The sequence below is a fragment of the Simplicispira piscis genome (assembly GCF_054783455.1).
Genome location: NZ_BAAGQN010000014.1, coordinates 183,522 through 209,629 on the forward strand (window position 1 = coordinate 183,522; position 26,108 = coordinate 209,629).

Annotated in this window: 27 protein-coding genes and 1 tRNA gene; 16 read left to right on the plus strand and 12 right to left on the minus strand. The window is 63.6% G+C overall.

Annotation, left to right across the window (positions count from 1 at the left end; genetic code table 11):
- Positions 1-15 precede the first annotated feature (15 nt).
- From ACYVOC_RS09445 to ACYVOC_RS09455, 3 genes are all read right to left on the minus strand, one after another.
- Positions 16-92 (minus strand) — tRNA-Val (locus ACYVOC_RS09445).
- A gap of 79 nt (positions 93-171) precedes the next feature.
- Positions 172-2,406, minus strand: a complete 2,235-nt coding sequence (locus ACYVOC_RS09450; RefSeq protein ID WP_461161643.1) for a RelA/SpoT family protein — start codon at positions 2,404-2,406, stop codon at positions 172-174.
- Entirely contained in the window at positions 2,403-3,350 is a 948-nt protein-coding gene (locus ACYVOC_RS09455; RefSeq protein ID WP_461161644.1) for an alpha/beta fold hydrolase, read from the minus strand. Before ACYVOC_RS09455 ends, ACYVOC_RS09450 begins: the two co-directional genes overlap by 4 nt.
- Before the next feature lie 74 nt (positions 3,351-3,424).
- Here ACYVOC_RS09455 and ACYVOC_RS09460 point away from each other — a divergent pair, with 74 nt between their 5' ends.
- Complete coding sequence (locus ACYVOC_RS09460; protein WP_116003347.1) at positions 3,425-4,207, plus strand: 3-hydroxybutyrate dehydrogenase; 783 nt, start codon at positions 3,425-3,427, stop codon at positions 4,205-4,207.
- A 63-nt stretch (positions 4,208-4,270) separates the two neighbouring features.
- Here the strand turns inward: ACYVOC_RS09460 and ACYVOC_RS09465 are convergent, their stop codons facing one another.
- Entirely contained in the window at positions 4,271-4,981 is a 711-nt protein-coding gene (locus ACYVOC_RS09465; RefSeq protein WP_461161645.1) for an SIMPL domain-containing protein, read from the minus strand.
- Positions 4,982-5,186: 205 nt separating this feature from the next.
- On the opposite strand from ACYVOC_RS09465, the gene ompR reads away from it, so the two are divergent.
- Complete coding sequence (gene ompR / locus ACYVOC_RS09470) at positions 5,187-5,918, plus strand: osmolarity response regulator transcription factor OmpR (RefSeq protein WP_116003345.1); 732 nt, start codon at positions 5,187-5,189, stop codon at positions 5,916-5,918.
- Between the two features lie 16 nt (positions 5,919-5,934).
- Positions 5,935-7,416, plus strand: a complete 1,482-nt coding sequence (locus tag ACYVOC_RS09475; protein WP_116003344.1) for a sensor histidine kinase — start codon at positions 5,935-5,937, stop codon at positions 7,414-7,416.
- 165 nt (positions 7,417-7,581) lie between these two features.
- Here ACYVOC_RS09475 and ispF read toward each other — a convergent pair whose 3' ends face one another.
- Together ispF and ACYVOC_RS09485 are read right to left on the minus strand one after the other, a co-directional pair.
- A complete protein-coding gene (gene ispF / locus ACYVOC_RS09480) occupies positions 7,582-8,061 on the minus strand; it encodes a 2-C-methyl-D-erythritol 2,4-cyclodiphosphate synthase (RefSeq protein ID WP_461161646.1) in 480 nt (159 codons plus the stop codon).
- Between the two features lie 18 nt (positions 8,062-8,079).
- Positions 8,080-8,916 carry an IspD/TarI family cytidylyltransferase gene (locus ACYVOC_RS09485; RefSeq protein ID WP_461161647.1) on the minus strand — a complete coding sequence of 279 codons (837 nt, stop codon included), beginning with the start codon at positions 8,914-8,916 and terminating at the stop codon, positions 8,080-8,082.
- An 89-nt stretch (positions 8,917-9,005) separates the two neighbouring features.
- Here ACYVOC_RS09485 and mfd point away from each other — a divergent pair, with 89 nt between their 5' ends.
- The 4 genes from mfd to ACYVOC_RS09505 are packed head-to-tail and all read left to right on the plus strand — an operon-like array spanning position 9,006 to position 14,446.
- The gene (gene mfd / locus ACYVOC_RS09490) at positions 9,006-12,479 is read left to right on the plus strand and encodes a transcription-repair coupling factor (protein WP_461161648.1); all 3,474 of its coding nucleotides are present in this window, start codon (positions 9,006-9,008) and stop codon (positions 12,477-12,479) included.
- Positions 12,480-12,498: 19 nt separating this feature from the next.
- Positions 12,499-13,146: a hypothetical protein gene (locus tag ACYVOC_RS09495; protein ID WP_461161649.1), complete on the plus strand. Its 648-nt coding sequence runs from the start codon at positions 12,499-12,501 to the stop codon at positions 13,144-13,146.
- 38 nt (positions 13,147-13,184) lie between these two features.
- Positions 13,185-13,901 carry a phosphoserine phosphatase SerB gene (gene serB, locus ACYVOC_RS09500; protein ID WP_116003340.1) on the plus strand — a complete coding sequence of 239 codons (717 nt, stop codon included), beginning with the start codon at positions 13,185-13,187 and terminating at the stop codon, positions 13,899-13,901.
- Positions 13,898-14,446 carry a redoxin domain-containing protein gene (locus ACYVOC_RS09505; RefSeq protein WP_461161650.1) on the plus strand — a complete coding sequence of 183 codons (549 nt, stop codon included), beginning with the start codon at positions 13,898-13,900 and terminating at the stop codon, positions 14,444-14,446. The genes serB and ACYVOC_RS09505 overlap by 4 nt, the downstream gene beginning before the upstream one ends.
- Here the strand turns inward: ACYVOC_RS09505 and ACYVOC_RS09510 are convergent.
- The gene (locus ACYVOC_RS09510; RefSeq protein ID WP_116003339.1) at positions 14,440-14,907 is read right to left on the minus strand and encodes an RrF2 family transcriptional regulator; all 468 of its coding nucleotides are present in this window, start codon (positions 14,905-14,907) and stop codon (positions 14,440-14,442) included. The genes ACYVOC_RS09505 and ACYVOC_RS09510 overlap by 7 nt on opposite strands.
- Positions 14,908-15,001: 94 nt before the next feature.
- On the opposite strand from ACYVOC_RS09510, the gene ytfE reads away from it, so the two are divergent.
- The gene (gene ytfE, locus ACYVOC_RS09515) at positions 15,002-15,754 is read left to right on the plus strand and encodes an iron-sulfur cluster repair protein YtfE (protein ID WP_461161651.1); all 753 of its coding nucleotides are present in this window, start codon (positions 15,002-15,004) and stop codon (positions 15,752-15,754) included.
- Positions 15,755-15,774: 20 nt separating this feature from the next.
- Here the strand turns inward: ytfE and ACYVOC_RS09520 are convergent, their stop codons facing one another.
- Genes ACYVOC_RS09520 through ACYVOC_RS09530 form a run of 3 tightly spaced genes read right to left on the minus strand, consistent with a single transcriptional unit; the run spans position 15,775 to position 16,818 of the window.
- Positions 15,775-15,990: a DUF3820 family protein gene (locus ACYVOC_RS09520; protein WP_116005953.1), complete on the minus strand. Its 216-nt coding sequence runs from the start codon at positions 15,988-15,990 to the stop codon at positions 15,775-15,777.
- Between the two features lie 13 nt (positions 15,991-16,003).
- Positions 16,004-16,366, minus strand: coding sequence for a translation initiation factor Sui1 (locus tag ACYVOC_RS09525; protein ID WP_461161652.1), 363 nt, complete (start codon positions 16,364-16,366; stop codon positions 16,004-16,006).
- The gene (locus ACYVOC_RS09530; RefSeq protein WP_461161653.1) at positions 16,363-16,818 is read right to left on the minus strand and encodes a DUF2721 domain-containing protein; all 456 of its coding nucleotides are present in this window, start codon (positions 16,816-16,818) and stop codon (positions 16,363-16,365) included. Before ACYVOC_RS09530 ends, ACYVOC_RS09525 begins: the two co-directional genes overlap by 4 nt.
- Before the next feature lie 110 nt (positions 16,819-16,928).
- On the opposite strand from ACYVOC_RS09530, the gene ACYVOC_RS09535 reads away from it, so the two are divergent.
- Entirely contained in the window at positions 16,929-18,197 is a 1,269-nt protein-coding gene (locus ACYVOC_RS09535; RefSeq protein WP_461161654.1) for a DEAD/DEAH box helicase, read from the plus strand.
- Between the two features lie 136 nt (positions 18,198-18,333).
- On the opposite strand, the gene ACYVOC_RS09540 is transcribed toward ACYVOC_RS09535, so the two are convergent.
- Positions 18,334-18,630, minus strand: coding sequence for a DUF6172 family protein (locus ACYVOC_RS09540; protein ID WP_116005952.1), 297 nt, complete (start codon positions 18,628-18,630; stop codon positions 18,334-18,336).
- 79 nt (positions 18,631-18,709) lie between these two features.
- On the opposite strand from ACYVOC_RS09540, the gene ACYVOC_RS09545 reads away from it, so the two are divergent.
- Positions 18,710-20,002: a sensor domain-containing diguanylate cyclase gene (locus ACYVOC_RS09545; RefSeq protein WP_116003334.1), complete on the plus strand. Its 1,293-nt coding sequence runs from the start codon at positions 18,710-18,712 to the stop codon at positions 20,000-20,002.
- Between the two features lie 47 nt (positions 20,003-20,049).
- Positions 20,050-20,649, plus strand: a complete 600-nt coding sequence (locus ACYVOC_RS09550) for a 3'-5' exonuclease (RefSeq protein WP_116003333.1) — start codon at positions 20,050-20,052, stop codon at positions 20,647-20,649.
- A gap of 147 nt (positions 20,650-20,796) precedes the next feature.
- Here ACYVOC_RS09550 and ACYVOC_RS09555 read toward each other — a convergent pair whose 3' ends face one another.
- A complete protein-coding gene (locus ACYVOC_RS09555; RefSeq protein WP_461161662.1) occupies positions 20,797-21,987 on the minus strand; it encodes an aminotransferase-like domain-containing protein in 1,191 nt (396 codons plus the stop codon).
- Between the two features lie 110 nt (positions 21,988-22,097).
- Here ACYVOC_RS09555 and ACYVOC_RS09560 point away from each other — a divergent pair, with 110 nt between their 5' ends.
- The 5 genes from ACYVOC_RS09560 to ACYVOC_RS09580 all read left to right on the plus strand — a co-directional run bounded on the left by ACYVOC_RS09560 (position 22,098) and on the right by ACYVOC_RS09580 (position 26,077).
- The gene (locus ACYVOC_RS09560; protein ID WP_116003331.1) at positions 22,098-22,361 is read left to right on the plus strand and encodes a DUF2164 domain-containing protein; all 264 of its coding nucleotides are present in this window, start codon (positions 22,098-22,100) and stop codon (positions 22,359-22,361) included.
- Between the two features lie 299 nt (positions 22,362-22,660).
- Positions 22,661-23,299, plus strand: coding sequence for an endonuclease III (nth, locus tag ACYVOC_RS09565; protein ID WP_461161655.1), 639 nt, complete (start codon positions 22,661-22,663; stop codon positions 23,297-23,299).
- A gap of 157 nt (positions 23,300-23,456) precedes the next feature.
- The gene (locus ACYVOC_RS09570; RefSeq protein WP_461161656.1) at positions 23,457-24,590 is read left to right on the plus strand and encodes a GGDEF domain-containing protein; all 1,134 of its coding nucleotides are present in this window, start codon (positions 23,457-23,459) and stop codon (positions 24,588-24,590) included.
- A gap of 131 nt (positions 24,591-24,721) precedes the next feature.
- Positions 24,722-25,135, plus strand: coding sequence for a VOC family protein (locus tag ACYVOC_RS09575; RefSeq protein ID WP_461161657.1), 414 nt, complete (start codon positions 24,722-24,724; stop codon positions 25,133-25,135).
- Between the two features lie 246 nt (positions 25,136-25,381).
- A complete protein-coding gene (locus ACYVOC_RS09580; protein WP_461161658.1) occupies positions 25,382-26,077 on the plus strand; it encodes a hypothetical protein in 696 nt (231 codons plus the stop codon).
- The last annotated feature ends 31 nt before the right edge of the window (positions 26,078-26,108 follow it).

A 26,108-nucleotide genomic window follows, 5' to 3' on the forward strand; every position in this document is an offset into this window, starting at 1 on the left:
TGGTCAACAGAAATTTGGTAGGCGCGATTGGACTCGAACCAACGACCCCCACCATGTCAAGGTGGTGCTCTAACCAGCTGAGCTACGCGCCTGTGTATTCGAGAGATGAGATTGTAGCAGCAAAAAAATGGCCCATTTGGCTCGAACGCTGAAAAACCGCCAGAACTCTCTTCAACGCCTGCGCGCAGAGCGCACGCCCGAGACCGAGGCCACGATGCCCAACACTTTGTTCAGGCGTCCTGAGTCAACCACTTCGACGGTAAACGTCATCCAAGCCGTTCCCTTGACCGATTGGGTCTGCACACCGATCACGTTCATCTTCTCCTTGGCGAAGACTTCCGAGATGTCCCGCAGCAGGCCCTGGCGGTCGGCGGCCTCAATGGCGACATCCACCGGGTACACCGATGCCGCGGCCGTAGCCTTGGGCGCACCCCATTCGACCTCGATCACGCGCTCGCCATTGCGCACCTCCAATTCGCGGAAATTGCTGCAATCGGCGCGGTGAATGCTGACGCCCTTGCCACGCGTGACGAAGCCCCGGATGTCGTCGGGTGGCGCCGGCTTGCAGCACTTGGCCAGCTGCGTCATCAGCGATTCGACCCCCACCACCAGCACACCACCCTTGGCCGTTTTGTCATTGCTGCGCGGTTTTTTCAGCAGCAGATAGTCGTCGGGCTGCAAAACGGGCTCGGGGGGGCGCAGCAGGGTTTCGATGTTGCGCAGCGAGAACTCGTCCTTGCCCACCACTTCAAACAGCGCGTCGGCCGACTTGAAACCCAGCTGGCTGGCAAGGTCGTCCAGCCGCATGGCGGTCTTGCCTTCTCGCTGCAGCAACTTTTCGACGGCTTCACGTCCGCGCGCAATTGTTTCGTGCTGCGCCAGCGCGTTGAACCAGGCACGCGCCTTGGCCCGCGCCCGGTGGCTGGTCAGATACCCCAGATCGGTGTTGAGCCAGTCGCGCGATGGCCCACCCTCCTTGGCGATCGTGACCTCCACGGTCTGGCCGTTCTGCAAAGGCGTATTGAGCGGCACCATCGCACCATCCACCCGCGCACCCCGGCAGCGGTGGCCGACGTTGGTGTGCACCGCATAGGCAAAGTCCACAGGCGTAGCGCCCTGCGGCAGTTCTACGATGGCGGCGTTGGGGGTCAGCACATAGATGCGGTCGTCAAACAGGTTGGCATGTTGGGGCGCTCCGGCCAGGTCGCGCTCCCAGGCCAGCAACTGGCGCAGCACGGCGATCTTGGAGTCGTAATCCCCGCTGGCCGACACCCCTGCATAACCCTTGTTGCCCGCTTCCTTATAGGCCCAATGCGCGGCCACGCCATGCTCGGCATGGTCGTGCATGGCCTGGGTACGGATCTGTATCTCGGTCGCCTTGCCGCTGTCGTCGCGCACGATGGTGTGCAGCGACTGGTAGCCATTGGGCTTGGGCTTGGCGATGTAGTCGTCAAATTCTTCCACCACGGGCGTGAACTCGGAGTGCACCCAGCTCAATGCGGCATAGCAGTCCTTGACGTTGGGAACGATGACACGCAGCGCACGGATGTCCAGCACCTGATCGAAGTTGAGCGACTTGCCGCGCATCTTTTTGACGATGCTGTAGATATGCTTGGGCCGCCCGGTCACCGTGGCGCTGATGCTTTGGGCACGCAGCTGCGATTCGACGCGCTCGCGCAGTTGCGCCATGTTCAGCTCGCGCTCGCCGCGCTTTTCATCGAGCAACCCCGCGATCTCGCGGTAGGTCTCGGGCTCCAGGAAGCGAAAGGCCAAATCCTCCATTTCCCATTTGATCTGCCAGATACCCAGGCGGTTGGCCAGCGGAGCGAATACATGCAATGCCTCGCGGGCAATGCCGGGCGATACCGGCTGCTTGCTCGCGGCGTAGTAGCGCAGTGTTTGCAGGCGAGACGCCAGCCGCAGCATGACCACGCGCAGGTCGCGCGAGAAGGCCAGCAGCATCTTGCGCACGTTTTCCGTCTGGACCACGGAATCGTCCACCAGTTGCCCCGAGGCCTGCGCCACGCGGGCCTGCTGCTGCACGCGCATCAACTGCGTGGTCTCCACGGCCAAGGTGGCAAAGTTTTCACCAAAGGCCTTGGCGATCACCTCGCGCGGCTTGCTCAGGTGCGTGCAGGCGTGCACCAGGTAGCTGGACGCCTGCATGGCCTCGGAGCCGCCAATGGTCTTGAGGATCGCGGCGACCGCATCGGCGTGCTCCAGGGCGTTCTCGCCCGTATCCAGCGATTCACCGGCAATCAGGGGTTCGGCAAAATTGCGCGCACGCGCCAAGGCATCCACCTGTTCGGGCAAGGTGTGGGCCGTGGCCGCAATGAGTTCGGGTACCGCTGCAGCGCCTTGCACGCCTGCGCCTTCAGCCACCGGCCGCGCGGAATGGTTTTTCATGCAGGGCTCTTGTCGCAGGGATCTAAAAGAAACGACGCCACAGCGTCGATCTGATCCGACGCCACCAGCGTAGGGGCATGGCCCACGCCCGCAAACTCCACCAGCCGGGCCTGGGGCCCACGCTGGCCCATGGCCTGCGCTGTCTCGGGCGACAGCAGATCAGACTGCGCGCCGCGCAACAGCAAGGTCCGCGCCGTAATCTGGTCATACAGCTGCCACAAGGCGGCCCCACCTGCCGCCGCAGCCTGCGCATCAATAGCGCGGAAAGGCACGGCAATGGCCGGGTCGTAATGCAGGCCCAGTCCGCCTTCGGGCAGGGTGCGCAGCATAGGACGCGACAGCTCCAGCCACTGCTCGGGCGTGTGCGGCCCAAAGGTGGTGGACAGGCTCCAAAGCATGTCGGCCGCCTGCTGCACCGACTCAAAACGCACGGGCTGGCCCAGGTATTGACCAATGCGCTGCAGCGCCTGCCACTCGATCACCGGCCCCACATCGTTGAGCACCAGGCGGCGCACGGGCACGGGCAGCGGCAGGCCGGGCTGGCCACACACGGCCATGCCAATCAGCCCGCCCATGCTGGTACCCACCCAGTCCAGCGTCTGCAGGGGCGACTGCTGGTGCAGGTGGCCCAGCAGCGCCAGCATGTCGCCCGCGTACTGGCCCAGCTGGTAACCCATGGGGTCGGCCAGCCAGTCGCTCTGGCCACGGCCCACCACGTCCGGGCACACCACGCGCACCTTGTGGCATATCGCCCGGGCCAACGCATCGAAATCGCGCCCCTGGCGCGAGAGGCCGTGCACGCACACCACCACATGGGGATGTTGCGGGTTGCCGGTGGCATTCCACTCCCACCAGGCCATACGGTGCTGCTGCGCGGCAGCGCCCTCCTGCGGGTGGGCGGCAGACCCGGGGCAGGATACGTAGTTCAGCCTAGGTTCAATCATGGATGCGGATTCCAAAAGCACTGTTTGATAATTCTTTCATTGCATCGTAATTGATTTGTTTCGGAGAAAAATCCATGCTCAAAGGCAAAACGGCTCTCGTCACCGGCTCCACCAGCGGCATTGGCCTGGGTATCGCTATCGGCCTGGCGCGCCAGGGCGCCAACATCGTGCTCAACGGTTTCGGTGATTCGGAAGGCCCCCGTGCCGAGGTGCAGGCCGCTGGCCAGCACGCTGGCGTGCGTGTGGCCTACCACGGCGCCGACATGAGTCGCGCCGCCGAGATCGAAGACATGATGGCGTTTTGCGCCCGCGAGTTCGGCACGGTCGACATCCTGGTCAACAACGCCGGCATCCAGCATGTGGCCAACGTCGAAGACTTCCCGGTCGAGCGCTGGGACGCCGTGATCGCCATCAACCTGACCAGCGCCTTCCACACTACCCGCCTGGCCCTGCCCGCCATGAAGGCGGCCAACTGGGGCCGCATCATCAACGTAGCCTCGGTGCACGGCCTGGTGGGTTCGGCACAAAAATCGGCCTACGTGGCCGCCAAGCACGGCATCGTGGGCCTGACCAAGGTGACCGCCCTGGAGAACGCCACCACAGGCATCACCTGCAACGCTATTTGCCCTGGCTGGGTGCTGACGCCGCTGGTGCAAAAGCAGGTGGATGCCAAGGCTGCCGCGCTGGGTGTTTCGAACGAAGAGGCCAAGAAAGTGCTGCTGGGCGAAAAAGAGCCCTCCATGCAGTTCACCACCCCCGAAGAGCTGGCGGAACTGGCCGTGTTCTTCTGCTCCGCCGCAGCCAACAACGTGCGCGGAGTGGCTTGGAACATGGACGGCGGTTGGACGGCCCAATAACACTATCTTTTCAATAGCTTCTGACGCTTAACCAGTAAGCGCTAGAAGCTATTTTCATTGAAATTAGCGCATCTGCACCGAACCGGAAACGGTGACCTCCACCGTGCTCTTGCCCGCCTCCACCGGCACGGGCGCGTCGGCACCACCGAGCTTGGCTTCCATGGCCATCATGCGCGGGCGCGGGCCAGGAGCACTGTCATGGCTGCTCACCACCACCTCGCGCAGGCTGTAGTCGGCAAAACCAAACGCCTGCGACAGGCCGCTGGCCTGGTTCTTGAAATTATCGATCGCCTGGGTTTGGGCCTGACGCTCCACACGGCTGCGTTCGGCTTTGCTCAATCCAAAACCGGTCTGCGTGATCGCCATGGTCGACATGCGCGCCGCGGTGCCCGTGATGCGGGCAAAGTCCAGCCCCTCCAGGACTACTTCGGCCCGGCCCTGCCAGCCCACAATCTCGCTGTTCTTGCCATAGCGCGGGAACAGGCTGAACTGGCCGGTGCGCACATCCATTTTTCCGGGCTCGGCGCTGCGGCGCGCCTCTTGCAGGGCGGCGTCCAACGCCTGGCGCAACTGGGCCTGCACGGCCCCCGCCTCCTTGCCATCACGCGAAGTGCCCAGCGTCAGCACCAGCAAGTCTTGCTGCACCTCCACCGAACCGGAGGCAGACAGCTGCAGCACATTGTGCGGTGGCGGCATGCTCGATACTTGAGAAAAAGCGGCTCCATAGCCCGTAATTAAAGCGCAAACAGCTATTGTTTTAATAGCAAAATTCATGTTTTGACATCCTGAAAAAAGAGATCTGCGCAACACAATAGCGGGGATTGGTGTGCTTCGATGTCAGCCGACGCCGCGATTTCAAAAAACTCTGTGCATCCCCGGCAAAACATGTAACCGTTGGTCAGCCTCCGGTAAACCCCCCGGTTTTTCACCCGCAAACTGGTAACAATGGCGGCTGTTACAAATTGGACCGAGGTACACCATGGCCACAACAAGCACACGCACCGACAAGATTCTGGTGGTGGACGACGATGCCCGCATCCGCGACCTGCTGCGACGCTACCTGACCCAGGAGGGCCTGGAAGTCATCCTGGCCGAGGATGGCAAGGCACTCAATCGCATTCTGCTGCGCGACACGGTCGACTTGATCGTGCTCGATCTGATGATGCCGGGTGAAGATGGCCTGTCGATCTGCCGCCGCTTGCGCGCCGCCAACGACCGAACCCCGATCATCATGCTGACCGCCAAGGGCGAAGACGTGGACCGCATCGTTGGTTTGGAGGTGGGCGCCGACGACTACCTGGGCAAGCCCTTCAACCCGCGCGAGCTGCTCGCCCGCATCCATGCCGTGCTACGCCGCCGCCCACCCCAGGAGGCTCCGGGCGCCCCATCGGGCGACAACGAAGTCGTCACCTTTGGGCCCTTCAGCTTCGACATGGGCACCCGTGCTCTGCAAAAGAGCGGCGAAGAGTTGCCACTGACCACAGGCGAATTCGCCATGCTCAAGGCCTTGGTGCGCCACCCCCGCCAGCCGCTGTCGCGCGAAAAACTGGCACTACTGGCCCGCGGCCGCGAGTTCGAGCCTTTCGACCGCAGCCTGGACGTACAAATCTCGCGCCTGCGCAAGCTCATCGAGGACGACGCCGCTGCACCCCGCTACATCCAGACGGTATGGGGTGTGGGCTATGTTTTTGTTCCAGACGGATCCAGCTGAAATCCTTTGGGCCTCCATGAAACGCTCCCGTCCCCTCGACAGCGAAGCCACCAGCCCTGCGCCCCTCGAATACACCGAGCGGCGCAAGGAGGTACGCGCGCGGGTCGGCCTGAACCTGTTTTGGCGCACGTTTTTTCTGCTCAGCATGCTGCTGGTGGGCAGCATCCTGGCCTGGCTGCAGACACTGCGGGCGCTGGAATTTGAGCCGCGTGCACTGCAAACAGCGCAGCAGATCGCATCGCTCGTCAACCTGAGCCGCGCAGCGCTGGTTCACGCTGATGCCATTGCGCGCGTTTCACTCATCAAGACCATGGCCGACCAGGAGGGCGTGCGCATTCTGCCGCGCGAGCCGGGCGACCGGTTCGAAGCGCTCGATGATTCGGCGCTGGGCCAACGCCTGACCGAGCAGCTCACGTACCGCCTGGGGCCAGACACCATCGTGGCCCAGAGTGTCAATGCAGAAAAAGGTCTGTGGGTCGGTTTCACCATCAATGGCGACCCGAACTGGCTGCTGATGGACCGTTCGCGTTTCAGCCCAGCCGGGGGGCGCACCTGGATGATCTGGCTGGTCACGGCGGCCGCGCTCTCGTTGGCCGGCGCCGCCGCCATCGCACGGTTGATCAACCAGCCGCTCAAGCAGTTGTCAGATGCTGCCAACCGCGTGCGCGACGGCGACTTTGCAGCCAGCCATCTGGACGAAGAAGCGGTAACCAGCGAGATCCGCGAGGTCAACATCGGCTTCAACCGCATGGCACAAAAACTGGCCAAACTGGAACAGGACCGCGCTGTCATGCTGGCTGGCATTTCACACGACCTGCGCACGCCCCTGGCACGTTTGCGGCTGGAAACCGAGATGAGCGTGAACGACGAAGTAGCCCGCGAGCACATGGTGGCCGACATCGTGCAGCTCGATGCCACCATTGATAAATTTCTGGACTACGCACGGCCCGACCATGTGACGCTTACGCCGGTCAACCTGAATGCGGTCGTGTCGTCGTGCGTATATGCCGTGCAGGACCACCGCGAGTTGCAGATCCACACCGCCATCCCCGAAGACCTGAACGTCCTGGCCGACGAGGTGGAACTCGCCCGCATCATCTCCAACCTGCTGGAGAACGCACGTCGCTACGGAAAATCGAGCGACACCGGCATCACGCAGGTGGACATTGCCGCCAAGGGACGCGAGGACTGGGTGCTGCTCAAGCTGCGCGACCATGGCGCGGGCGTTCCGCCCGAGCAACTGGCAAACCTGACCAAACCGTTTTTCCGCGGCGACGCGGCACGCACGGCAGCAGCTGGGGCAGGCCTGGGGCTGTCCATCGTGGACAAGACCGTCCAGCGCATGGGCGGCATCTTTGCGCTGGCCAATTCCACTTCTGGGGGACTCGTGGCACATGTCCAACTGCAACGCGCAGGCGACCAGCCCGCGGGCACCGACCTGCACCAACGCCTGCAACGCCCCCAGATCAAGCGCAACCTGCCGCAAAAAAAGGGATGACATCCCTCTGTGGCGCTGCGCGCCTTCCCCCTTCTCTCGGCTATCGCCGGGAAGGGGGACGCCACCAGCGCACGCAAGTGGAGCGCCGCCTACGCGGCATGGCGGCCCTTGCGCGGTGGCCGCTGAACCAGGCCGCGCCAGCAGCATGCGCCGCTGACGGTGGAGTCAGACCTTCTGCAGCAGGGCCACGGCCCGGGCCTCGATGGCCAGACACTGGCCCACAGGGCCCATGCGCTCGGCGGTCTTGGCCTTGACGTTCACCTGGTCCAGGCCTAGGCCGAGCGCACTGGCGATGCGCTCGCGCATGGCCGGGATGTGCACTGCGAGGCGCGGCGCCTGCGCCACCACGGTGCTGTCGATGTTGCCGATCGCATGGCCCTGCGCGCGCACACGGCGCGCCGCCTCCTGCAGCAGCACCACCGAATCGGCGCCCCGAAATTGCGCATCGGTGTCGGGAAAATGCGTGCCGATGTCGCCCAGCGCGGCCGCGCCCAGCAGGGCGTCGGTGATGGCGTGCAACAGCACGTCGGCATCGGAATGCCCGAGCAGGCCCGCCGTGTGCGGAATGTCCACCCCGCCGATGACGAGTCGGCGCCCCGGCACCAATGCGTGTACGTCCCAGCCTTCTCCGATCCTGAAATGCATGTTGTTGCCCTGGCAATATCAAAAAATGGTTTTCATCGGCGTGTCGCTGGCCTGGCCGCGGGTTCCGCCGAAACGCTCCAGTGTCGCACCATGCATGCGCTGCGCCAGCACGGCCTGGGCCAACAAGAAGTCCTCCGGGTAGGTCACCTTGAAATTCAGGGCGCTGCCTGGCACCAGGCGGGGGTGTAGCCCCATGGCCTCCATGGCGCTCGCCTCGTCGGTGGCGGACGAGCCCACATGCTCCAGTGCAGCGCGCAGCGCGCCGATGCGGAACATCTGCGGCGTCTGGGCCAGCCACTTGTCGGAGCGGTCCACCGTGGACGCCACGCGGATTCCACCCGGCCCCGAAATCGCCGTTTTGAGGGTGTCGGCCAGCTTATGCGCCAGCAGACCGCCCACGCCATCGTGTGCGCAGGCGTCGATCAAACCATCAATCTGGGCCGAAGTGACCAGGCAGCGTGCTGCATCGTGTACCAGCACCCAGTCGTTTGCCTGGGCACCACGCTCCAGCAGGGCCCCCAGTCCGCCCAACACCGTATCGGCGCGCGTCGGACCGCCGCAATCGACGGTAAAAAAGGAGGGGTTGGCGTAGGCCTGTAAAAAGCGGTCTCCGGACGCCACGGCCACCAGCGTGCCGCGCAGGCGTGCCACCCCGGCAAAGGCCGCCAGCGTGTGCAACACCATGGGCTGGCCCGCCACCGGCTGATACTGCTTGGGCAGGCCGGGGCTGGCAGCCGGTGCCGATACGGCACGCGCGCCCACACCCGCACAGGGCAGCAAAGCCCAAAAGTTTCCGGGCACAGACGGCGGCACGCCAGCGGGGGCCTTCAGTGGCGGTATCAGGGGTTCTGTCATGGGAGCATTCTAAAATCGCTCCTTCCGTTGCGCCCGGCTGGCGCATTTGTTGCACGGCTGCATGGGCGGCGCAACCCTATTTTCTGCGCATGGATCTTCCCAAACTTCCCCCCGGCAAACGTTTCACTGTGCCCCGCCCCACAGGTAGCGCCGATGCCCTGTTGCTGGCACGCCTGGGCGAGCGTGAAAAATCTGCGCAACGCACCACCGTGATCGTCACGGCCGATGCCAGCGATGCCCAGCGACTCATCGACGAAATGACGTTCTTTGCGCCAGAACTGCGCTGCGCACTTTTCCCCGATTGGGAAACCCTGCCCTACGACCAGTTCTCGCCGCACCAGGATCTGATCAGCGAGCGGCTCGCGGCGCTGTGGCGCATCAGCCAGAAGGACCGCGAAACCGGCGCCGACGTGGTCATCGTGCCCGCGACCACAGCACTCTACCGGCTTGCCCCTCCCTCGTTCCTGGCGGGCTACACCTTCCAGTTCAAGGTCAAGCAAAAGCTGGACGAAACAAAACTTAAAGCCCAGCTCACGCTGGCTGGCTACAGCCATGTGACCCAGGTGGTGAGCCCAGGTGAATACGCGGTGCGCGGCGGCCTGATCGACCTGTTTCCGATGGGCTCGCTACAGCCCTTCCGCGTGGACCTGTTCGACGATGAGATCGACAGCATCCGCACCTTTGACCCCGACAGCCAGCGCAGCCTGTACCCCGTGCCCGAAGTGCGCCTGCTGCCCGGTCGCGAATTCCCCATGGATGAACCGGCCCGGGCACGCTTTCGGGCCCGCTGGCGCGAGCTGCTGGAGGGCGACCCCACCAAGAGCCGCATCTACAAGGACATGGGCGCAGGCGTCGCCACGGCTGGCATCGAATACTACCTGCCACTGTTCTTTGACGAGACCGCCACGGTGTTTGACTATCTGGGCGATGCAGCCACCGTAGTCCTGCACGGCGACCTGGAACCCGCGTTTCAGCGCTTCTGGCAGGACACGCGCGACCGCTACCGCCTGCTGCAGGGCGACCCCGAACGCCCGGTGCTACCGCCCGAGGCCCTGTTCCTGAGCGCCGACCAGTTCTACACCCGGTGCAAAACGCTCCCGCAGCTGTCCATCCGCCCGGGGGTGGACGATGTGATCGACAACGCGCACTTCCAGCCCCACACCGACCTGTCCGTGGTCCGTGGTGCAGAAGACCCGCTGGCCCGGTTGCACGCCCACATTCGCAACACGCCGCACCGTGTGCTTCTGCTGGCCGAAAGCGCCGGGCGGCGCGAAAGCCTGCTCGACTTCCTGCGTGCATCGCACCTGAATCCACCTGCCTTTGACACGCTGACTGAATTCCAGGCCAGCACCGATGAAAAAGTGGGCATCGCCACGGCGGCTCTCACCACGGGGTTCAAGTGGATGGAGGAAGGCATCGATTTCGTCACCGAGACCGAGCTTTTTGCCGCAGGCCCCACCACCCGCCGCCGCAAGAAACAGGAACAGGTGAGCGATGTCGAGGCGCTGATCAAGGACCTCTCGGAGCTCAACGTGGGCGACCCCGTCGTGCACAACGCACACGGCATCGGCCGCTACCGGGGCCTCGTCAACATGGACGTAGGCAACAAAAACCCAGACGGAACCCCTGCCCTGCAAGAATTCTTACACCTGGAATATGCGGGTGAAGCGGTGCTGTACGTGCCTGTGAGCCAACTGCAACTTATCAGCCGCTACACGGGTGTGAGCGCCGACGAGGCCCCACTGCACAAGCTGGGCAGCGGCCAATGGGAAAAAGCCAAACGCAAGGCCGCCGAACAGGTGCGCGACAGCGCGGCCGAGTTGCTTAATATTTATGCCCGGCGCGCCGCACGCGAAGGCCACGCCTTCCGCTACAGCGCGCAGGACTACGAGACTTTTGCCAACGACTTCGGCTTTGAGGAAACCGCTGACCAGAATGCCGCCATCCACGCGGTGATCCAGGACATGATCTCACCCCGCCCCATGGACCGCCTGGTCTGTGGTGACGTGGGCTTTGGCAAGACCGAGGTGGCGCTGCGCGCTGCGTTCGTGGCCGTCACAGGAGGCAAGCAGGTGGCGCTGCTGGCGCCCACCACGCTGTTGGCTGAACAGCACTACCGCACGCTGGTGGACCGCTTCAGCAAGTGGCCCGTGAAAGTGGCCGAAGTGTCGCGCTTTCGCTCGGGCAAGGAGATCACCGCGGCCATCAAAGGCATTGCCGACGGCACGGTGGACATCGTGGTCGGCACGCACAAGCTGCTCAGCGAATCGACCAAGTTCCATAACCTGGGCCTGCTCATCATTGACGAGGAACATCGCTTTGGCGTGCGCCACAAGGAGCAGATGAAGGCACTGCGTGCCGAGGTGGACGTGCTCACCCTCACGGCCACGCCCATTCCACGCACCTTGGGCATGGCACTCGAAGGCCTGCGCGACCTCAGCGTGATTGCCACCGCGCCGCAGCGTCGCCTGGCGATCAAGACTTTTGTGCGCAACGAGGGCACGGGTGTGATCCGCGAAGCCGTGCTGCGCGAATTGAAGCGCGGCGGGCAGTGCTACTTTTTGCACAACGAGGTCGAGACCATCGAGAACCGCCGCCAAAAGCTCGAAGAAATCCTGCCCGAGGCGCGCATCGCCGTGGCCCACGGCCAGATGCCCGAGCGCGAGCTCGAGCGCGTGATGCGCGACTTCGTGGCCCAGCGCTACAACATCCTGCTGTGCTCGACCATCATCGAAACCGGCATCGACGTGCCCACGGCCAACACCATCATCATGAGCCGCGCCGACAAGTTCGGCCTGGCCCAATTGCATCAGCTGCGCGGTCGCGTAGGCCGCAGCCACCACCAAGCGTATGCCTACCTCATGGTGCCCGACACCGAGGGTCTGACCAAGCAGGCAGCTCAGCGCCTGGATGCCATCCAGCAAATGGAAGAACTGGGCAGCGGCTTCTACTTGGCCATGCACGACCTGGAGATCCGCGGCGCTGGTGAAGTGCTGGGCGAGAACCAGAGCGGCAACATGCTGGAGATCGGCTTCCAGCTCTACAACGAGATGCTGTCCGAGGCCGTGCGCTGCTTGAAGGCAGGCAAAGAACCCGACCTGCTCAGTCCCTTGTCCGTCACCACCGACATCAACCTGCACGCTCCCGCCCTGCTGCCCGACGACTACTGTGGCGACGTGCATCTGCGCCTGTCGTTCTACAAAAAACTGGCCACCGCGAAAACCAGCGAGCAGATTGACGCCTTGCTCGAAGAAATTGTCGATCGTTTTGGCAAGCTGCCCCCGCAGGCGCAAACGCTGATCGACGTACACCGACTGCGCTGCCTGAGCCAACCCTATGGCGTCATCAAGGTGGATGCAGCGCCCGGCATCACGAATATCACCTTCCGGCCCCAACCACCGGTAGAGCCGATGCGCATCATCGAACTCATCCAGAAGAACCGGCACATCAAGTTGGCAGGCAACGAAAAACTGCGCATCGAACGAGAGCTGCCCGACCCCAAGGCCCGTGCGCAGATGGTGCGCGACATTCTGCGCAGCCTGGGACAGCCCACGACGGTCTGAGTAAAACGGCGTGAAAAGCATGCTGCTCGAATGGCTCATCGTCGCCCTGGCCCTCGCGGCTGCCCTGGCCACCCGGCCCTGGCGTTTGCTGGCCAGCAGGCCGGGAGCCGCCGGTGCAGCCGCCACCGCCAGCCCCTTACTCACCCCCTTGCTGGCCACGCTGGTGCTGCTGCCTTGGCTGTGGGCTCTACCGGCCTTGCACGCCATGCCACTGCAATTGCAGTGGTCGGGCGCCTGCCTGGTAGTGCTGATGCTGGGCTGGCCGCTGGCCGTTCCGGTGCTGCTGGCGGTGGGTTGCGCCACTGGCCTGGTATCGCCCATGGAATGGTCACAAAGCCTGGTCGCCACGGTGTGGCAGGGCCTGGTGCCCGCCACGCTGGCCCTGCTGCTGGGCACAGCCCTGCGGCGCCTTACCGGCGAAAACATGTTCGTCTATATCCTGGGGCGTGGTTTCCTCGGCACGGCGCTGTGCACCTTTGCAGCATCCGTACTCGCCCAATGGGCGAGCAACCCGCTGCCCGGCGTGGGTGGTCCACTATCCCTGGTAGCGCATTGGCTCATGGCCTGGGGCGATGCCATCGTCACCGGTATGCTCTGCGCGGTTTTCGTCGCCTTCAAGCCCGAATGGCTGGCGACATGGTCAGACCGGCTGTACCTGCACCCCTGAAAGTTAAGATCCTTCCATTTCCGCTGCTCGGCTCTTCCATGAAACACGCTACCGAATTCGCACCCGGCCTCATCGTCCAGAGAATTGTTGCGCCCCTGCGCCTGTCCGATTACAAGCTCATCGCTTTTGACATGGACTCCACGCTCATCAACATTGAATGCGTGGACGAGATCGCCGACGCCGCCGGCCGCAAGGCCGAGGTGGCCGCCATCACCGAAGCGGCCATGCAGGGCGTGATCACCGACTACAAGGAAAGCCTGCGCCAGCGTGTTGCCCTTCTGAGGGGCGTGCCGGTGGCCCACATGGAACAAGTGCTGCGCGAACGGATGCAGTACAACCCTGGCGCACAGACGCTGGTCGCTGCATGCCGCAACGCGGGGTTGGCCACGTTATTGGTGTCCGGCGGGTTCACTTTTTTCTCCAGCCACGTCCAGTCCGCACTGGGCATACAGTACGCGCGCTCGAATGTACTGGAGGTGCACGACGGCCACCTGACAGGCCGCATGGTGGACCAGGACTGGGGCGATATTTGCGACGGCCAGGAAAAACGCCGCACCGTGCTGGAACTGGCAGCGCTCCTGGGCATCAGCCGGGCGCAGATCATCGCCGTGGGTGATGGCGCCAACGACCTGCCCATGATGGAGATCGCCGGGCTCTCAGTGGCTTTCCGGGCCAAACCCTCGGTACGCGCACAAGCCCGCATCGCCATCAACAGCGGCGGCCTCGACCGTTTGCTGGAAGTGGTTCAGCCTTGACGGCATCGCTGTGGCAGCGACTTGCCACGGTACTACGGCGCCAGCGCTGGCGTGCACACCTGGGCACCCTATTGACGGTCATGGCCGTATTGGTGGGCGCACACCTTTGGCAGACACGCCATGTGCCGTCCGGGCCCGTGCCCGACCTGCCCCTGGTGCTGACTTCCGGCGAGACGACCACCTTGCACGCCTGGCGGGCGCGACACCCTGGCCAACCGGTGGCCCTGCATGTCTGGGCCGAATGGTGTCCCATCTGCCGCACGGAAGAACACAGCATCACGCGGCTGCACCAGGACTGGCCCGTGCTCACGCTGGCCATGCAGTCTGGTAGCTTGCAAACGGTTCAGAAGGTTCTGGAAAAACGCCAGTTGCCCTGGAACACCGCTATTGACAGCCAGGGCACGCTGGCCCGCAGCCTGGGCGTGCAGTCGGTGCCCGCCCTATTGGTGATCGACGCTCACGGCCATGTCCGCGCGGCAACGGTGGGCTACACCAGCGAAATCGGCATGCGGCTTCGCATGCTCTGGGTGCGAATGGTTCAGTGAGGCGTGCGCGGCAGACCCGGCACGAGCCGGATCGTGCCCGGGCGCTGCTCGGTCGGTGGCGCCATCAGATCTTCAAGAGTGAGCGCGTCAAGCACCCCAAAAAAACTCTGCATGGCCTTGCCCAGCACACCCTGCAAGCGGCAGTGGCTGCTGAGGCGGCACTGGTTGTTCTCGGGGTCGAAGCACTCTACGACGGTGAAGTCCGTCTCGGTCGAGCGAACGACAGCGCCGATGTTGATCTCGCGGGCCGGTTTCATCAGGCGCATACCACCGCCCCGGCCACGGGTGGTTTCCAGCAGGCCACTGGCCGACAGTTCCTGCACTATTTTTGTCAGATGGCTGCGTGAGATGCCATAGCTCTCGGCCACCTCGCTGATGGTGACCGGCTGCTCACGCCCCTCGCAGGCGGCGCAGTACATCAGCACCCGCAATGTGAAGTCGGTCCACTGAGTGAGCCTCATGGAGCTTGCCGCAGATCAAGAAGAATACACATACGGTATAGATCTTATTCGATAAAATATGCAATCACAATGCATCTTTGTAAGGATATTCCCCATGAACGCCCCCATGTCGCCCGCTGAAACCTCGGCATCTGCTCTCAATGTCGGCCAATCCATTGGGCAGATTGCCGTCGAATTGCCGGGCTCCACGGCTGTTTTTCGGCGCCTGAAGCTGGATTTTTGTTGTGGCGGCCACCTGAGCCTGGCACAGGCCGTGGCCGAAAAAGGGCTTGACTTGCAGGCCGTTCTGGGCGAATTGGCGCAGTTGCAGCGCCCGACCAGTCTGCCCGAGGTGACTGAACCCGGCGCACTGATCGACCACATCCTGGTGCGCTACCACGAGGTGCACCGCGCCCAGTTGCCCGAACTGATCCGCATGGCCCACCGTGTGGAAAGCGTGCACCGGGCCAACCCTGATGTACCGGCGGGTCTGGGCGACCTGCTGGAAGAAATCCAGGCGGAGCTGTTGGGCCACATGCAGAAGGAAGAGAACATTCTGTTCCCCATGCTCAAGTCGGGCGGCAACCCTTTCGTTCAGCACCCGATCAGCGTGATGCGCTCCGAACATGTGGACCACGGCGCCGCCCTCGACAAGCTCAACGCCCTGACCAACGACGCTACCCCTCCGGCGGACGCCTGCAATACCTGGCGCGCGCTCTACAGTGGCATTGCCCAGCTCAATGACGACCTGATCAACCACATCCACCTGGAAAACAATGTCCTGTTCCCGGCTTTCGAGGCCCAGGCCCAGAAGGCCATGGGCGGTGGCGGATGCGGTGGCAGCGGTGGCGGCTGCCAGTGCGGTTGAGCTGAACCCCTGATCAATATTTATCTGCGCGGGCGCAAGGGATCGAGCAAGGCCGACAGGCCGTTGTGATCGATCTCGTGCATCAGGGCTAGCAAGCGGCCCAGTTCGCCCCGCGGAAAACCCTCCCGCGCAAACCAGTTCAGGTAGTTGCCGGGCAGGTCGGCCAGCAAGCGCCCTTCGTATTTGCCGAAAGGCATGCGCGTCTCCACCAGTTTTTGCAACTGCTCCGGGTGCATGGGTGCCATGCGTTCAGCCTCCGGCCCGCTTGGCAGCGTGGCCCTGCTTGCGCAACAAGTCCAGCACCTGGTCAGCATGATCGCCTTGCACCTCGATCACGCCGTCTTTCACCGTACCGCCGCTACCGCACCCCGTTCTGAGCAGCTTGCCCAGTTGCGCCAGCGCGGCATCGTCCAGCGCCAGCCCGCGCACCAGGGTGACTGTCTTACCCCCACGCCCCTTGCTTTCGCGGCTGACGCGGGCAGTGCCATCGCCCACCGGGCGGGGCGGAGCCTGGCGGCAGGTGCAACTGGCGACCGGCTGGCGGCAGTCGGGACACATGCGTCCCGCATCGGTTGAATAAACCAGGCCACCTGCCTTGGACGTCGATCTCATGGCGTACCGCCTTCGTTCAGCAGGGAAAAATTGAGCAGGCGCGTGGCGATCACGGTTTCGGTCAGAAAGCACACCAGCGCCAGCAGGAAACACACCACGCCAGCGAGAAAACCCGCCACCGCCAGGCGGTTGGCCTGAAAGCTGGTGGTCTCCCCCAAAAACAGCAAAATGATGGTGAGCCCGATCAGGAAAGCGCAAAAAGTCAGCAAGGCGATGCAGCCATTGGCCAGCCGCCCGCGTGTGCGCAGTTGGGCCAGTTCCCGGTAGGCGGCGGCCACAAAGCTGGCGTCCTTGAGGGCCCGGTCTTCCACCACGCGCGCGCGGTCAATGATGCGGGCCAGCCGCCCGGCCACCGCGCCGATCATCCCCGAGACCGCGGTGAGCAGGAACACCGGCGCAACCGCCAGCTGGATGCCGTGGGTGATGGCACTGGAATCAAGGGCAAGGGCCATGTTCTGGGTCTTTGTAAAAAGCAGGCGTGGATTATCGGCGGTGCAGCACAATGACTGTCTTTGTTCCATGTACGCCTGCAGGCGCCCGTAGTGGCTCCAGCGCTTATTCCATGCCTTTTGCCTCTCTTGGTCTTTCCCCCGCCCTGGCTGCCGCTGCTGCTGCACAAGGATTTCAGTCGCCAACCCCGATTCAGGCCGAGGCCATTCCCGCCATCCTGCGCGGCGCCGACCTGCTGGGCCAGGCGCAAACGGGCTCGGGCAAGACCGCAGCCTTTGCCCTGCCGCTGCTGCAGCGGGTGCAAGAGGCCCGCCTGCCCGGCCAGCGGAGCGTGCAGGCCCTGGTGCTGGTGCCCACGCGGGAACTGGCGGCCCAGGTGGGCGGCGTGCTGCGCGACTTGGCTGCGGCGTTGCCCTCGCCACCGCGCATCGCCGTGGTGTTTGGCGGCGTCTCCATCAACCCGCAGATGATGGCGCTGCGCGGTGGTGCGGATGTCGTGGTGGCCACACCAGGGCGTCTGCTCGATCTGGTGGAACACAACGCACTGGGCCTCTCGGGGGCTACGTTGCTGGTGCTCGATGAAGCCGACCGCCTGCTCGACCTGGGTTTTGCCGAAGAGTTGCAGCGCGTTTTGGCACTGCTGCCGCGCCAGCGCCAGAACCTGCTGTTCTCTGCCACCTTTCCGGCCGACGTGCAGCAGCTGGCCACTGGCCTGCTGCGCGAACCCGTGCGCATTGAAGTCGCACCGACCGAGGTGGGCGAAGATGGTAAGGCCACCATCTTGCAGCGCGCCATCGCGGTGGACGAGAAGCGGCGCACGCAGCTACTGCTCAAGCTGATCAAAGACGAAGGCTGGGAGCGCGTGCTGGTATTTGTTGCCACCAAATACACCGCCGAGCATGTGGCAGAAAAACTCTACCGCGCCAAGGTGTTTGCCACGCCCTTCCATGGCGACCTGAGCCAGGGCGCACGCACGCAGGTGCTCGACGAATTCAAGGCCGACCGCTGGCAAGTGGTGGTGACCACCGACCTGGCGGCGCGCGGCATCGACATTGCGCAACTGCCCGTGGTGGTCAATTACGACCTGCCGCGCTCGGCCGTCGATTACATCCACCGCATCGGCCGCACCGGCCGTGCGGGCGAAAGCGGCCTGGCCGTCACTTTGGTCACCCCCGCCAGCACGGCGCATTGGCACCTGATTGAAAAGCGCCAGGGCCTCAGTCTGCCGCTGGAACAGGTGACAGGCTTTGAGCCCACCGAAGCGGCGCCGCCCCCGCAGCCAGGCAGTGGCGTCGGCGGTATCAAGGGCAAGCGCCCGAGCAAGAAAGACAAATTGCGCGCTGCAGGCTTGCTGCCACCGCTCGATCAATCCTCAGAGTAATTCCGTTTCTAAACCATCCGTGTCGTTGTTGCTTCGCCTTGCCGTGCAATAGCACTGTCTGCGGCTTCGCGCCTAGACACGGATGATTTGGAAACAGAATAAGGCGCAGCGACAAGCGGCGTGTGCCGTTGACGCTTTAGGCCGAGAGGGCTGGCGGCGGGCGCTTGGCGGCGCGCGCCAGAACTTCCAGGTAAAACTGCCCGGCCTGCGCTGCAGCAGCGGCATCAATCAAACCCATGATGTCCGCCAGTGCCACCGGTTCAGGCGCGGCCGGCGGTACAGCGAAACGGCAGTCAAAATCCCAAAAATCCATGCCTTCGGGCAGCGACTTGCCACGTTCGCGGCGCAAGTATTTGCGGATTTCGTGCTTGATGGCGTCAAGGCGCCGGTCGGGGTGCAGACCCTCGACATGCAGGGCAAATGTTTTTTTCATGGCCAATGGTAGCGCGCCGCGTAGCCACAACAAGCGCCCAAGTGCCACAATGGATTGCAAATCAAAGAATGCCAGGGCCATGCCGAGCGATACAGAACTGATGCAAGCCTTGCCGGTGGCCGCGCTGATCACCCAGCAGGGCGTGATCTGCCGCGCCAATCCGGCCGGAGTGGCGTTGCTGGAGGCGGACACGCAGGAAGACCTGCAAGGTCGACGGCTTTCCGATTTTGTGCACACGCTGGACAAGCTGCGTTCCAGCGACCGCGTCCGCCAGGCCAGCGCGCCAGAGCAGATCGGCCATGCCAACAAACCGGCCGAGTTCCGCGTTCGCACCGCCAAGGGCCATCTGCGCATGGTGTTGGTCTCGACCGTCGGCATCACGCTCGACGGCGTTGCATCCTTGCTGATCTGCGGCATGGACATGACGCACCAGAACGAGATCCAGGAGCAGCTGCGCGACAGCGAGCGCCACTTTCGCCGCCTGTTCGAGAGCATGCAGGATGTGTACTACCGCACCGACGCCCACGGCGTAGTGCAGCACGTGGGCCCGGGCGTGCGCCGCGTGCTGGGCTACGAGCCCCATGAGATCGAGGGACACACCGCCGAGTCGTATTACCCGCACAGCAGCGACCGCGATGCCTTCAAGGCCGCGATTCTGGCGCACGGTGAGGTGTCTGATTTTCCGGGCCAGATGGTGCGCAAGGACGGCACCGTCATCGACATTTCCATCAGCAGCCACGCGCTGTTCGACCACAACGGTGCGTTTGCCGGCGTCGAGGGCATGTACCGCGACGTCACGCAGCGCAAAAACCTGGAGCGCGAACTACACCGCCTGGCCACCACCGATATGCTGACCGGCATGGCCAACCGCCGCTCCTTTCTCGAAGTGGCCGAGGCGGCCTTCCAGCGGGCCCAGGAAAGCCAGCTACCGCTGACCTTGCTGATGCTTGACCTGGACCATTTCAAGAGCATCAATGACCGCTTCGGCCACCTGGAAGGTGACCGGGTGCTGGCGGAGTTTGCCCGGGCCACCAAACACCAGTTGCGCGCCACCGATACCATGGGCCGTCTGGGCGGCGAGGAGTTTGGCCTGCTGCTGCCACAAACCACCTCTACCGAGGGTGCCGACATCGCCTCCCGCATTCTGGAGGCCATTCGCGCCCTGTCGCTGACCGACAGCACCGGGCAGCACTACGGCATCACCACCAGCGTTGGTCTGGGCACGCTCAGCCCGGGCGACCGCAGTCTGCATGAGCTGCTGGACCGCGCCGACCAGGCCCTGTACCTGGCCAAGCACCGGGGCCGCAACCAGCTCGCAGTGCTGGACGCCGGAAGCGGCGGCGCCATGGCCGCCCCCGCTGCAGCGCCCTGACCGCGCCTCCCCACGGGGGCCTGGGCGCTGGGTTCACAATGCCCTCCATGCACAATTTTCACCGGGTTCCCGACAAAGAGCAGATCGCCCTGCTCGAACCCTTTGAACGCCTGGGCCTGGACCGCATCTTCCTGGTCCACACCGCCGCGCAAGCCGAGCGCGCCTGGGATGCGCTGGCCGCCAGCCGCTTCTGGGGTTTTGACACCGAATCGCGCCCTACCTTCACCAAAGGCCAGGCGTCCGAGGGGCCGCACACCGTGCAGCTGTCCACCCTGGACCGCGCCTGGGTGTTCCAGCTGCACGACCCCGATTGCCGCGCTGTGGTGGCACAGCTGCTGGCGCTGCGTGGTGTGACCAAAGCGGGTTTTGGCCTGGGCGATGACCGCAAGCGCATCCAGGCGCGGCTGGGCGTGGAGACGGCCGATGTGCTGGAACTCAACACCGCCTTGCACCAGCGGGGCTACCGCAAAGACATGGGCGTCAAGGCCGCCGTGGCCGTGCTGTTCCAGCAGCGCTTCATCAAGTCGAAAAAAGCCGCTACCTCCAACTGGGCGCAGCGCCAGCTGAGCGAAGGGCAACTGGTCTACGCAGCCAACGACGCCTACGCAGCAGCGCGCGTTTTCGATGCACTGGGGTTCAATGGCTGAGGAGTTTTTGCTATCAATACGAGAGCTTCTAGCGCTTGTCCATATTGATATTCAATATTAAAAATAGTTGAACCCCAACAAATACAAGCGTTAAATGCTATTTTTTCAGTAGCGCACACCACTAGCGTGCGCTACGGCCCTGAAACCTCAAAGAGCCTGCGCCAGCCGCGCCACGCCTTCGCGGATCTTGTCCACATCGGCCGTGGCAAACGACAGGCGCAGCGTGGCGTGATCGGGGTGGGCGCAGAAGAACGGCGTGCCGGGCACAAAGGCCACGCCCTTCTCGATGGCGCGCTTGGCCAGCACATTGCCGTCATTCACCTTGCCGCCCGCACCCGTCAGGCGTGCCCACACAAACAGGCCGCCCTGGGGCTGCACGAACGCGATGGCATCACCCAGATCCTTGCGCAATGCATCGCCCATGGCCTGGGCGCGCTCGGCGTACACCTGGCGCACATGGGCCAGCGTGGCGGGCATGCGGCCGGTCTTGAGGTATTGGGCTGCCGTGGCCTGGGCAAAAGTGCTGGTATGCGCATCGCTGAACTGCTTGCACATGGTGGCCTTGGCCAGCAGCTCGGGCGGGGCAATCATCCAGCCCACACGCAGGCCGGGCGAAAGCACCTTGCTCAAACTGCCGCAGTGCGCCAGCAGTTCGCGGCTGCCCGGCACCGTGGCCGAGAGCGCCAGCAGGCTGGGCGGCGGGGCCTCGCCAAAGTACAGGTCGCCGTAGGGGTCGTCCTCGACAATCAGCGTCTGGTGCCGGGCGGCCATCTCCAGCACCTGCTTGCGGCGCTCCAGGCTCAGCATGGCACCGCTGGGGTTGCCGAAGGTGGGGATCAGGTACACAAACTTGGGTTTGTGCTCGGCGATGAGCTTTTCGAGTTCGTCGGTCTGCACGCCATGGGCATCGATGGGCGCGCTGATCAGCTCGGCGCCGTACAGGCGGAAGCATTGGATGGTGGCGAGGAAGGTCGGGCCTTCGACAATGACTTTGTCACCGGGGCTGATCAGCGTCTTGCCCAGCAAATCGAGCGCCTGCTGGCTGCCGGTGGTGACGATGAGCTGCTCGGGCGCCACATCTAGCGCGCCCTTGGCTGCCATGAAGGCGGCAAGCTGCTCGCGCAGCGGCTGGTAGCCCTCGGTGGCGCCGTACTGCAGCGCGGCGCCGGGTTCCTGGTCCAGCGCTGCGTTGCTGGCGGCGCGGATGCCGTCCACATCAAACAGGGCGCTGTCGGGGAACCCCCCGGCAAAACTGATGATGCCGGGCTTGCCCAGCAGTTTGAAAAGCTCACGGATGGCGGAGGTTTCTACGTTGTTCAGGCGATCGGCAAATTGCAGCGGCATGGTGGTGTCCCGTAAAGTCTGGCCCCGATTGTCGCCAATCCCACACGCTCGAATCCTGCGTTGGGGTGATCCTGGGAATTGCGGGGCCGTTTTAGACTGCGCGCATGACCATCGAACTCACCAAAGAAGTACGCACCCAAGCCATCGCTTCGATTGAGCGCTATTTTCTGGAAGAAAACGGCGAACCCATCGGCAACATGGCCGCGGGTGCGCTGCTGAACTTCTTCCTCGCCGACATTGCTCCCGCCGTGTACAACCTGGCCGTGGCGCAAGCACAGGAAAGCATGCAGGCGCGCATTGCGGAACTGGACATCGATCTGCACGAAAACGCATTTACCTGGTGGAACAAGCGCGCCAGCAAGCGCTGACGCGCCATCCCAAGCGCCAAAACCAACCCTTCACGCGCCCAGAGCCCGCTGGGGCCGCATGACCACCAGCGCAATACCGCCCAAGATGGCCCGTCCAGCCCAGGCGCTGGGGCCAATCCTCACCCAGCAGCAAGGTTCTACCCAGCGCCGCAAGAAGCGGCACGCTCAGCTGTACCAAGGCGGCGGCGCTGGAACGCAAGCGCGGCAGCACGGTGTACCCAACGATGCAGCCCCAACCCGAGGCAATGGCACCCTGCTTCTTCTATAGTAGCTGCGCTGCGACCCGCCACCCACCCTTCATGCAAACCGCCCTGATCGAACCTTTTTTTGCTGCACTGCAGGCAGCCAACCCCCACCCGCAAACCGAGCTGGAATACACCACCGTGTTCGAGCTGCTGGCCGCCGTGCTGCTCTCGGCCCAGGCCACCGACGTGGGCGTGAACAAGGCCACGCGCAAGCTGTTCCCGGTGGCGGCCACGCCGCAGGCCATCCTGGATCTGGGGCTCGATGGCCTGGAGGGTTACATCAAGACCATCGGCCTGTACAAAAGCAAGGCGCGCCACCTGATGCAAACCTGCCGCATCCTGGTCGAGCAGCACGGCGGTGTGGTGCCCCGCACGCGCGAGGCGCTCGAAGCCTTGCCCGGCGTGGGCCGCAAGACCGCCAACGTGGTGCTCAACGTGGCCTTTGGCCAACCCACCATGGCGGTGGACACGCACATCTTCCGCGTCAGCAACCGCACGGGCCTGGCCCCCGGCAAGAACCCGCTAGAGGTGGAAAAGCAACTCCTCGCGCGCGTGCCCCCCGCCTACGCGGTGGATTCGCACCACTGGCTCATCCTGCTGGGCCGCTACGTCTGCCAGGCACGCAAGCCGCGCTGCTGGGAGTGCCTGGTGGCGCCGTATTGCGACTTCACGCCCAAAACCCAACGCCCCTGAGATGCGCCAAATTGCTATTGCATTGATAGCGCATTGCGCTTACCAGATAAGCGCCACAATCTCCATGAGCCTCCATAGCGGCCATTTCCCCACGGGGCCTCTTGAATACACCTCTCGATATACTGAATTGCACTGACCACGCCTCTCGCCCGCCCCCATGAACTCACTTGACCCGCGCTCCCTGATTGCCATGGGTGGTTTTATGGCCTTGGTGATGGGGCTGGTGCTGGGCTTCATGCGGCGCTACTACCCGCCCAGCATCCTGGGGCTGGGCTACTGGGCACTGGCTCCTGCCGTCTGGCTGATTGCCACGGTTTTCTTCGCAATTCCCGGCCCATGGCACCCGGAAGTGGGGCGCTGGTTCGGCAATGGCCTGGTCTTGCTGGGTTTCGTCCTGTTCCATGTGGGGTGCCGCCGTTTCTTCGGGCAACCCGTTCAATGGCGCCGAATCGTGGTTCCATTCGCGCTGGTCATGCTGTCACTGGCCTGGTTTGCCGGGCCCGATCCGTCCTACCGCATGCGCGTGGCCATTGTCACCGCCGCCATCGCCGTGGCACATACCAGCACGCTGGTGTTCCTGTGGCAGCGCGGCAACCGCAATTTCCCGGTGCGCATGGTGCAGGTGACTTTGGCACTGCACCTGTGCGTGCTGTTGGTGCGGCTGCAAAGCGTGCTGTCTGTCCCCGAAGTGGGCAACCTGATGGAAGCCTCTACCTTGCAGACCTTCTACCTCGGCGCCTATGTGCTGGCTGTGCTGCTGCTTTCCATTGGCGCAGTGCTCATGGCCACGGACCGTGTGCGCACCGAGCTGGAACACATGGCCACGCACGATGTGCTCACCGGCACCCTCAACCGCCGCGCCATTCTCGATTTCTGCGAGGACGAGCATGAGCGCAGCCTGCGCTACGGGCAGGCGTTCTCGCTGATGATGATCGACCTCGATCACTTCAAGTCGGTGAACGACACCCACGGCCACCAGCACGGCGACCGGGTGCTGGTGCATTTTGTCGAATGCACCCGCGCCGCCCTGCGCCGCGCCGACCGCTTCGGACGCTATGGCGGCGAGGAATTTCTGGTGCTGCTGCCCAACACCACCACGGACGCAGCGCTGCCCGTGGCCGAGCGCATTCGCGCCGCACTCTCCACCGGCCATGTCCTGGACTGCACCGCCAGCATCGGCTTGACCCACTGGCGCGGACCCGAAGACACGCTGGACGCCATGCTGGACCGCGCCGATGCCGCCCTGTACCGCGCCAAGGCGCAGGGGCGCAACAAAACCTGCACAGCCTGAAGGTGGTGTGCTGCGGCAGCCCACACACCGGCCTTTGAGCAGGTTCACGCGCCTCTTGCCAAATCAAACTGTATACGCATACAGTATCGATGTGCGGCATGCGCACGACCAACCCACACAGGAGCCACCCCATGCTTGACCACATGACCTTCCGCGTCACCGACATCCAGCGCGCCAAGGCGTTCTACAGCGCAGCCCTTGCGCCCCTGGGCTACAGCGTTTGCTTCGAGGGCAACTACGGCATGAACATCCTCGGCTTCGCCTACCCCGACCCCGCCGAACCCGACGGCAAAAAGGCCGACGTCTGGTTCATCGACGGCCCCTCCCCCTACGGCGGCCCACCGGCCACCACCGGCTGCCACCTGGCCTGGAAGGCCCAGACCCGCGCCCAGGTGGACGCCTTCCATGCCGCCGCCATCGCCGCTGGCGGCAAGGACAACGGCGCCCCCGGCCTGCGCCCCGAGTACCACGCGCACTACTACGGCGCCTTTGTCATCGACCCCGAAGGCAACAACATCGAGGCGGTGTGCCATTTGGCGGGGTAAACAAGACTACATACCTCGGCTGCAATGAGCGGCAAAATTTTGATTCATATTGGCCTGTAGCGCCCGCTCTCATTGCGCTACAAGCTATTGATTTCAGAGCTACTGACACGCTACTTGTCTGTTGGCGCTTGGCCACCGACGCGTTTGGTGCCACCACAAGCGCCAGATATGGCCTACGGTTTAGTACTGTCTACATTTAGACCACACCCACATTCCGTTGAGCGACTACCGCACGAAGAAGGCCACATGCACCTACTCGCCTCGCACTATCGATCTGAGTTCCTGGCTACACCGCAACTCATACGAATCGACTATGCAAAGGGAACGAAGAGCTTTGAGCCGACGCTGCTGGTGAAGGGCAGCACGCTCCTACTGAAGTACATGGTGTTGGGTGCGCGGCTACGGTTTCATCTGGCGCGCGTGAGCGGTCGTCTCCTGTATGCATTCACGGCGTACGACGATCCATCTAAGCCTGCGATGCTCTGGTCAGTCGTGGAGAACGAGGCAGAAGTCACAGCGCTGCAGGGGCTGATATCAGGGGAACCATCCCCCATATTCCTGTTTAACGAGCTTGCCCTGAATGTTGCATGGTCCACCGTACAGGTTCGCTTCCCTTCGGAGGTAAGCGGCTGGATCAACAACGCGACACGGGGGAAAGTAGATTACACAGCCATAACTGAAGAGGCAGACGACCTGCTGAAACGGGCATTCAAAGGCACTACAACCCCTGACGAGTTGCTATCTGCAGAAATTGTCCTCATCGAGGAATGGCATGCAGTTTTCAATCACTTCATTACGAGCCACGGCAGCAACAGCCCGGTCGACTTGTTCAGCCTAGACGAGGGCGGACAGCAGGAACAACTGGCGGTCTGGTTGACTGACAGCCTCCATCCACGTGGGGTACTGAATCGCCCCGGCTTTCGTGGAGGCCAGTTGGTTTAAGTCAGGCCACCATCATGGCAGTCTGACTGGC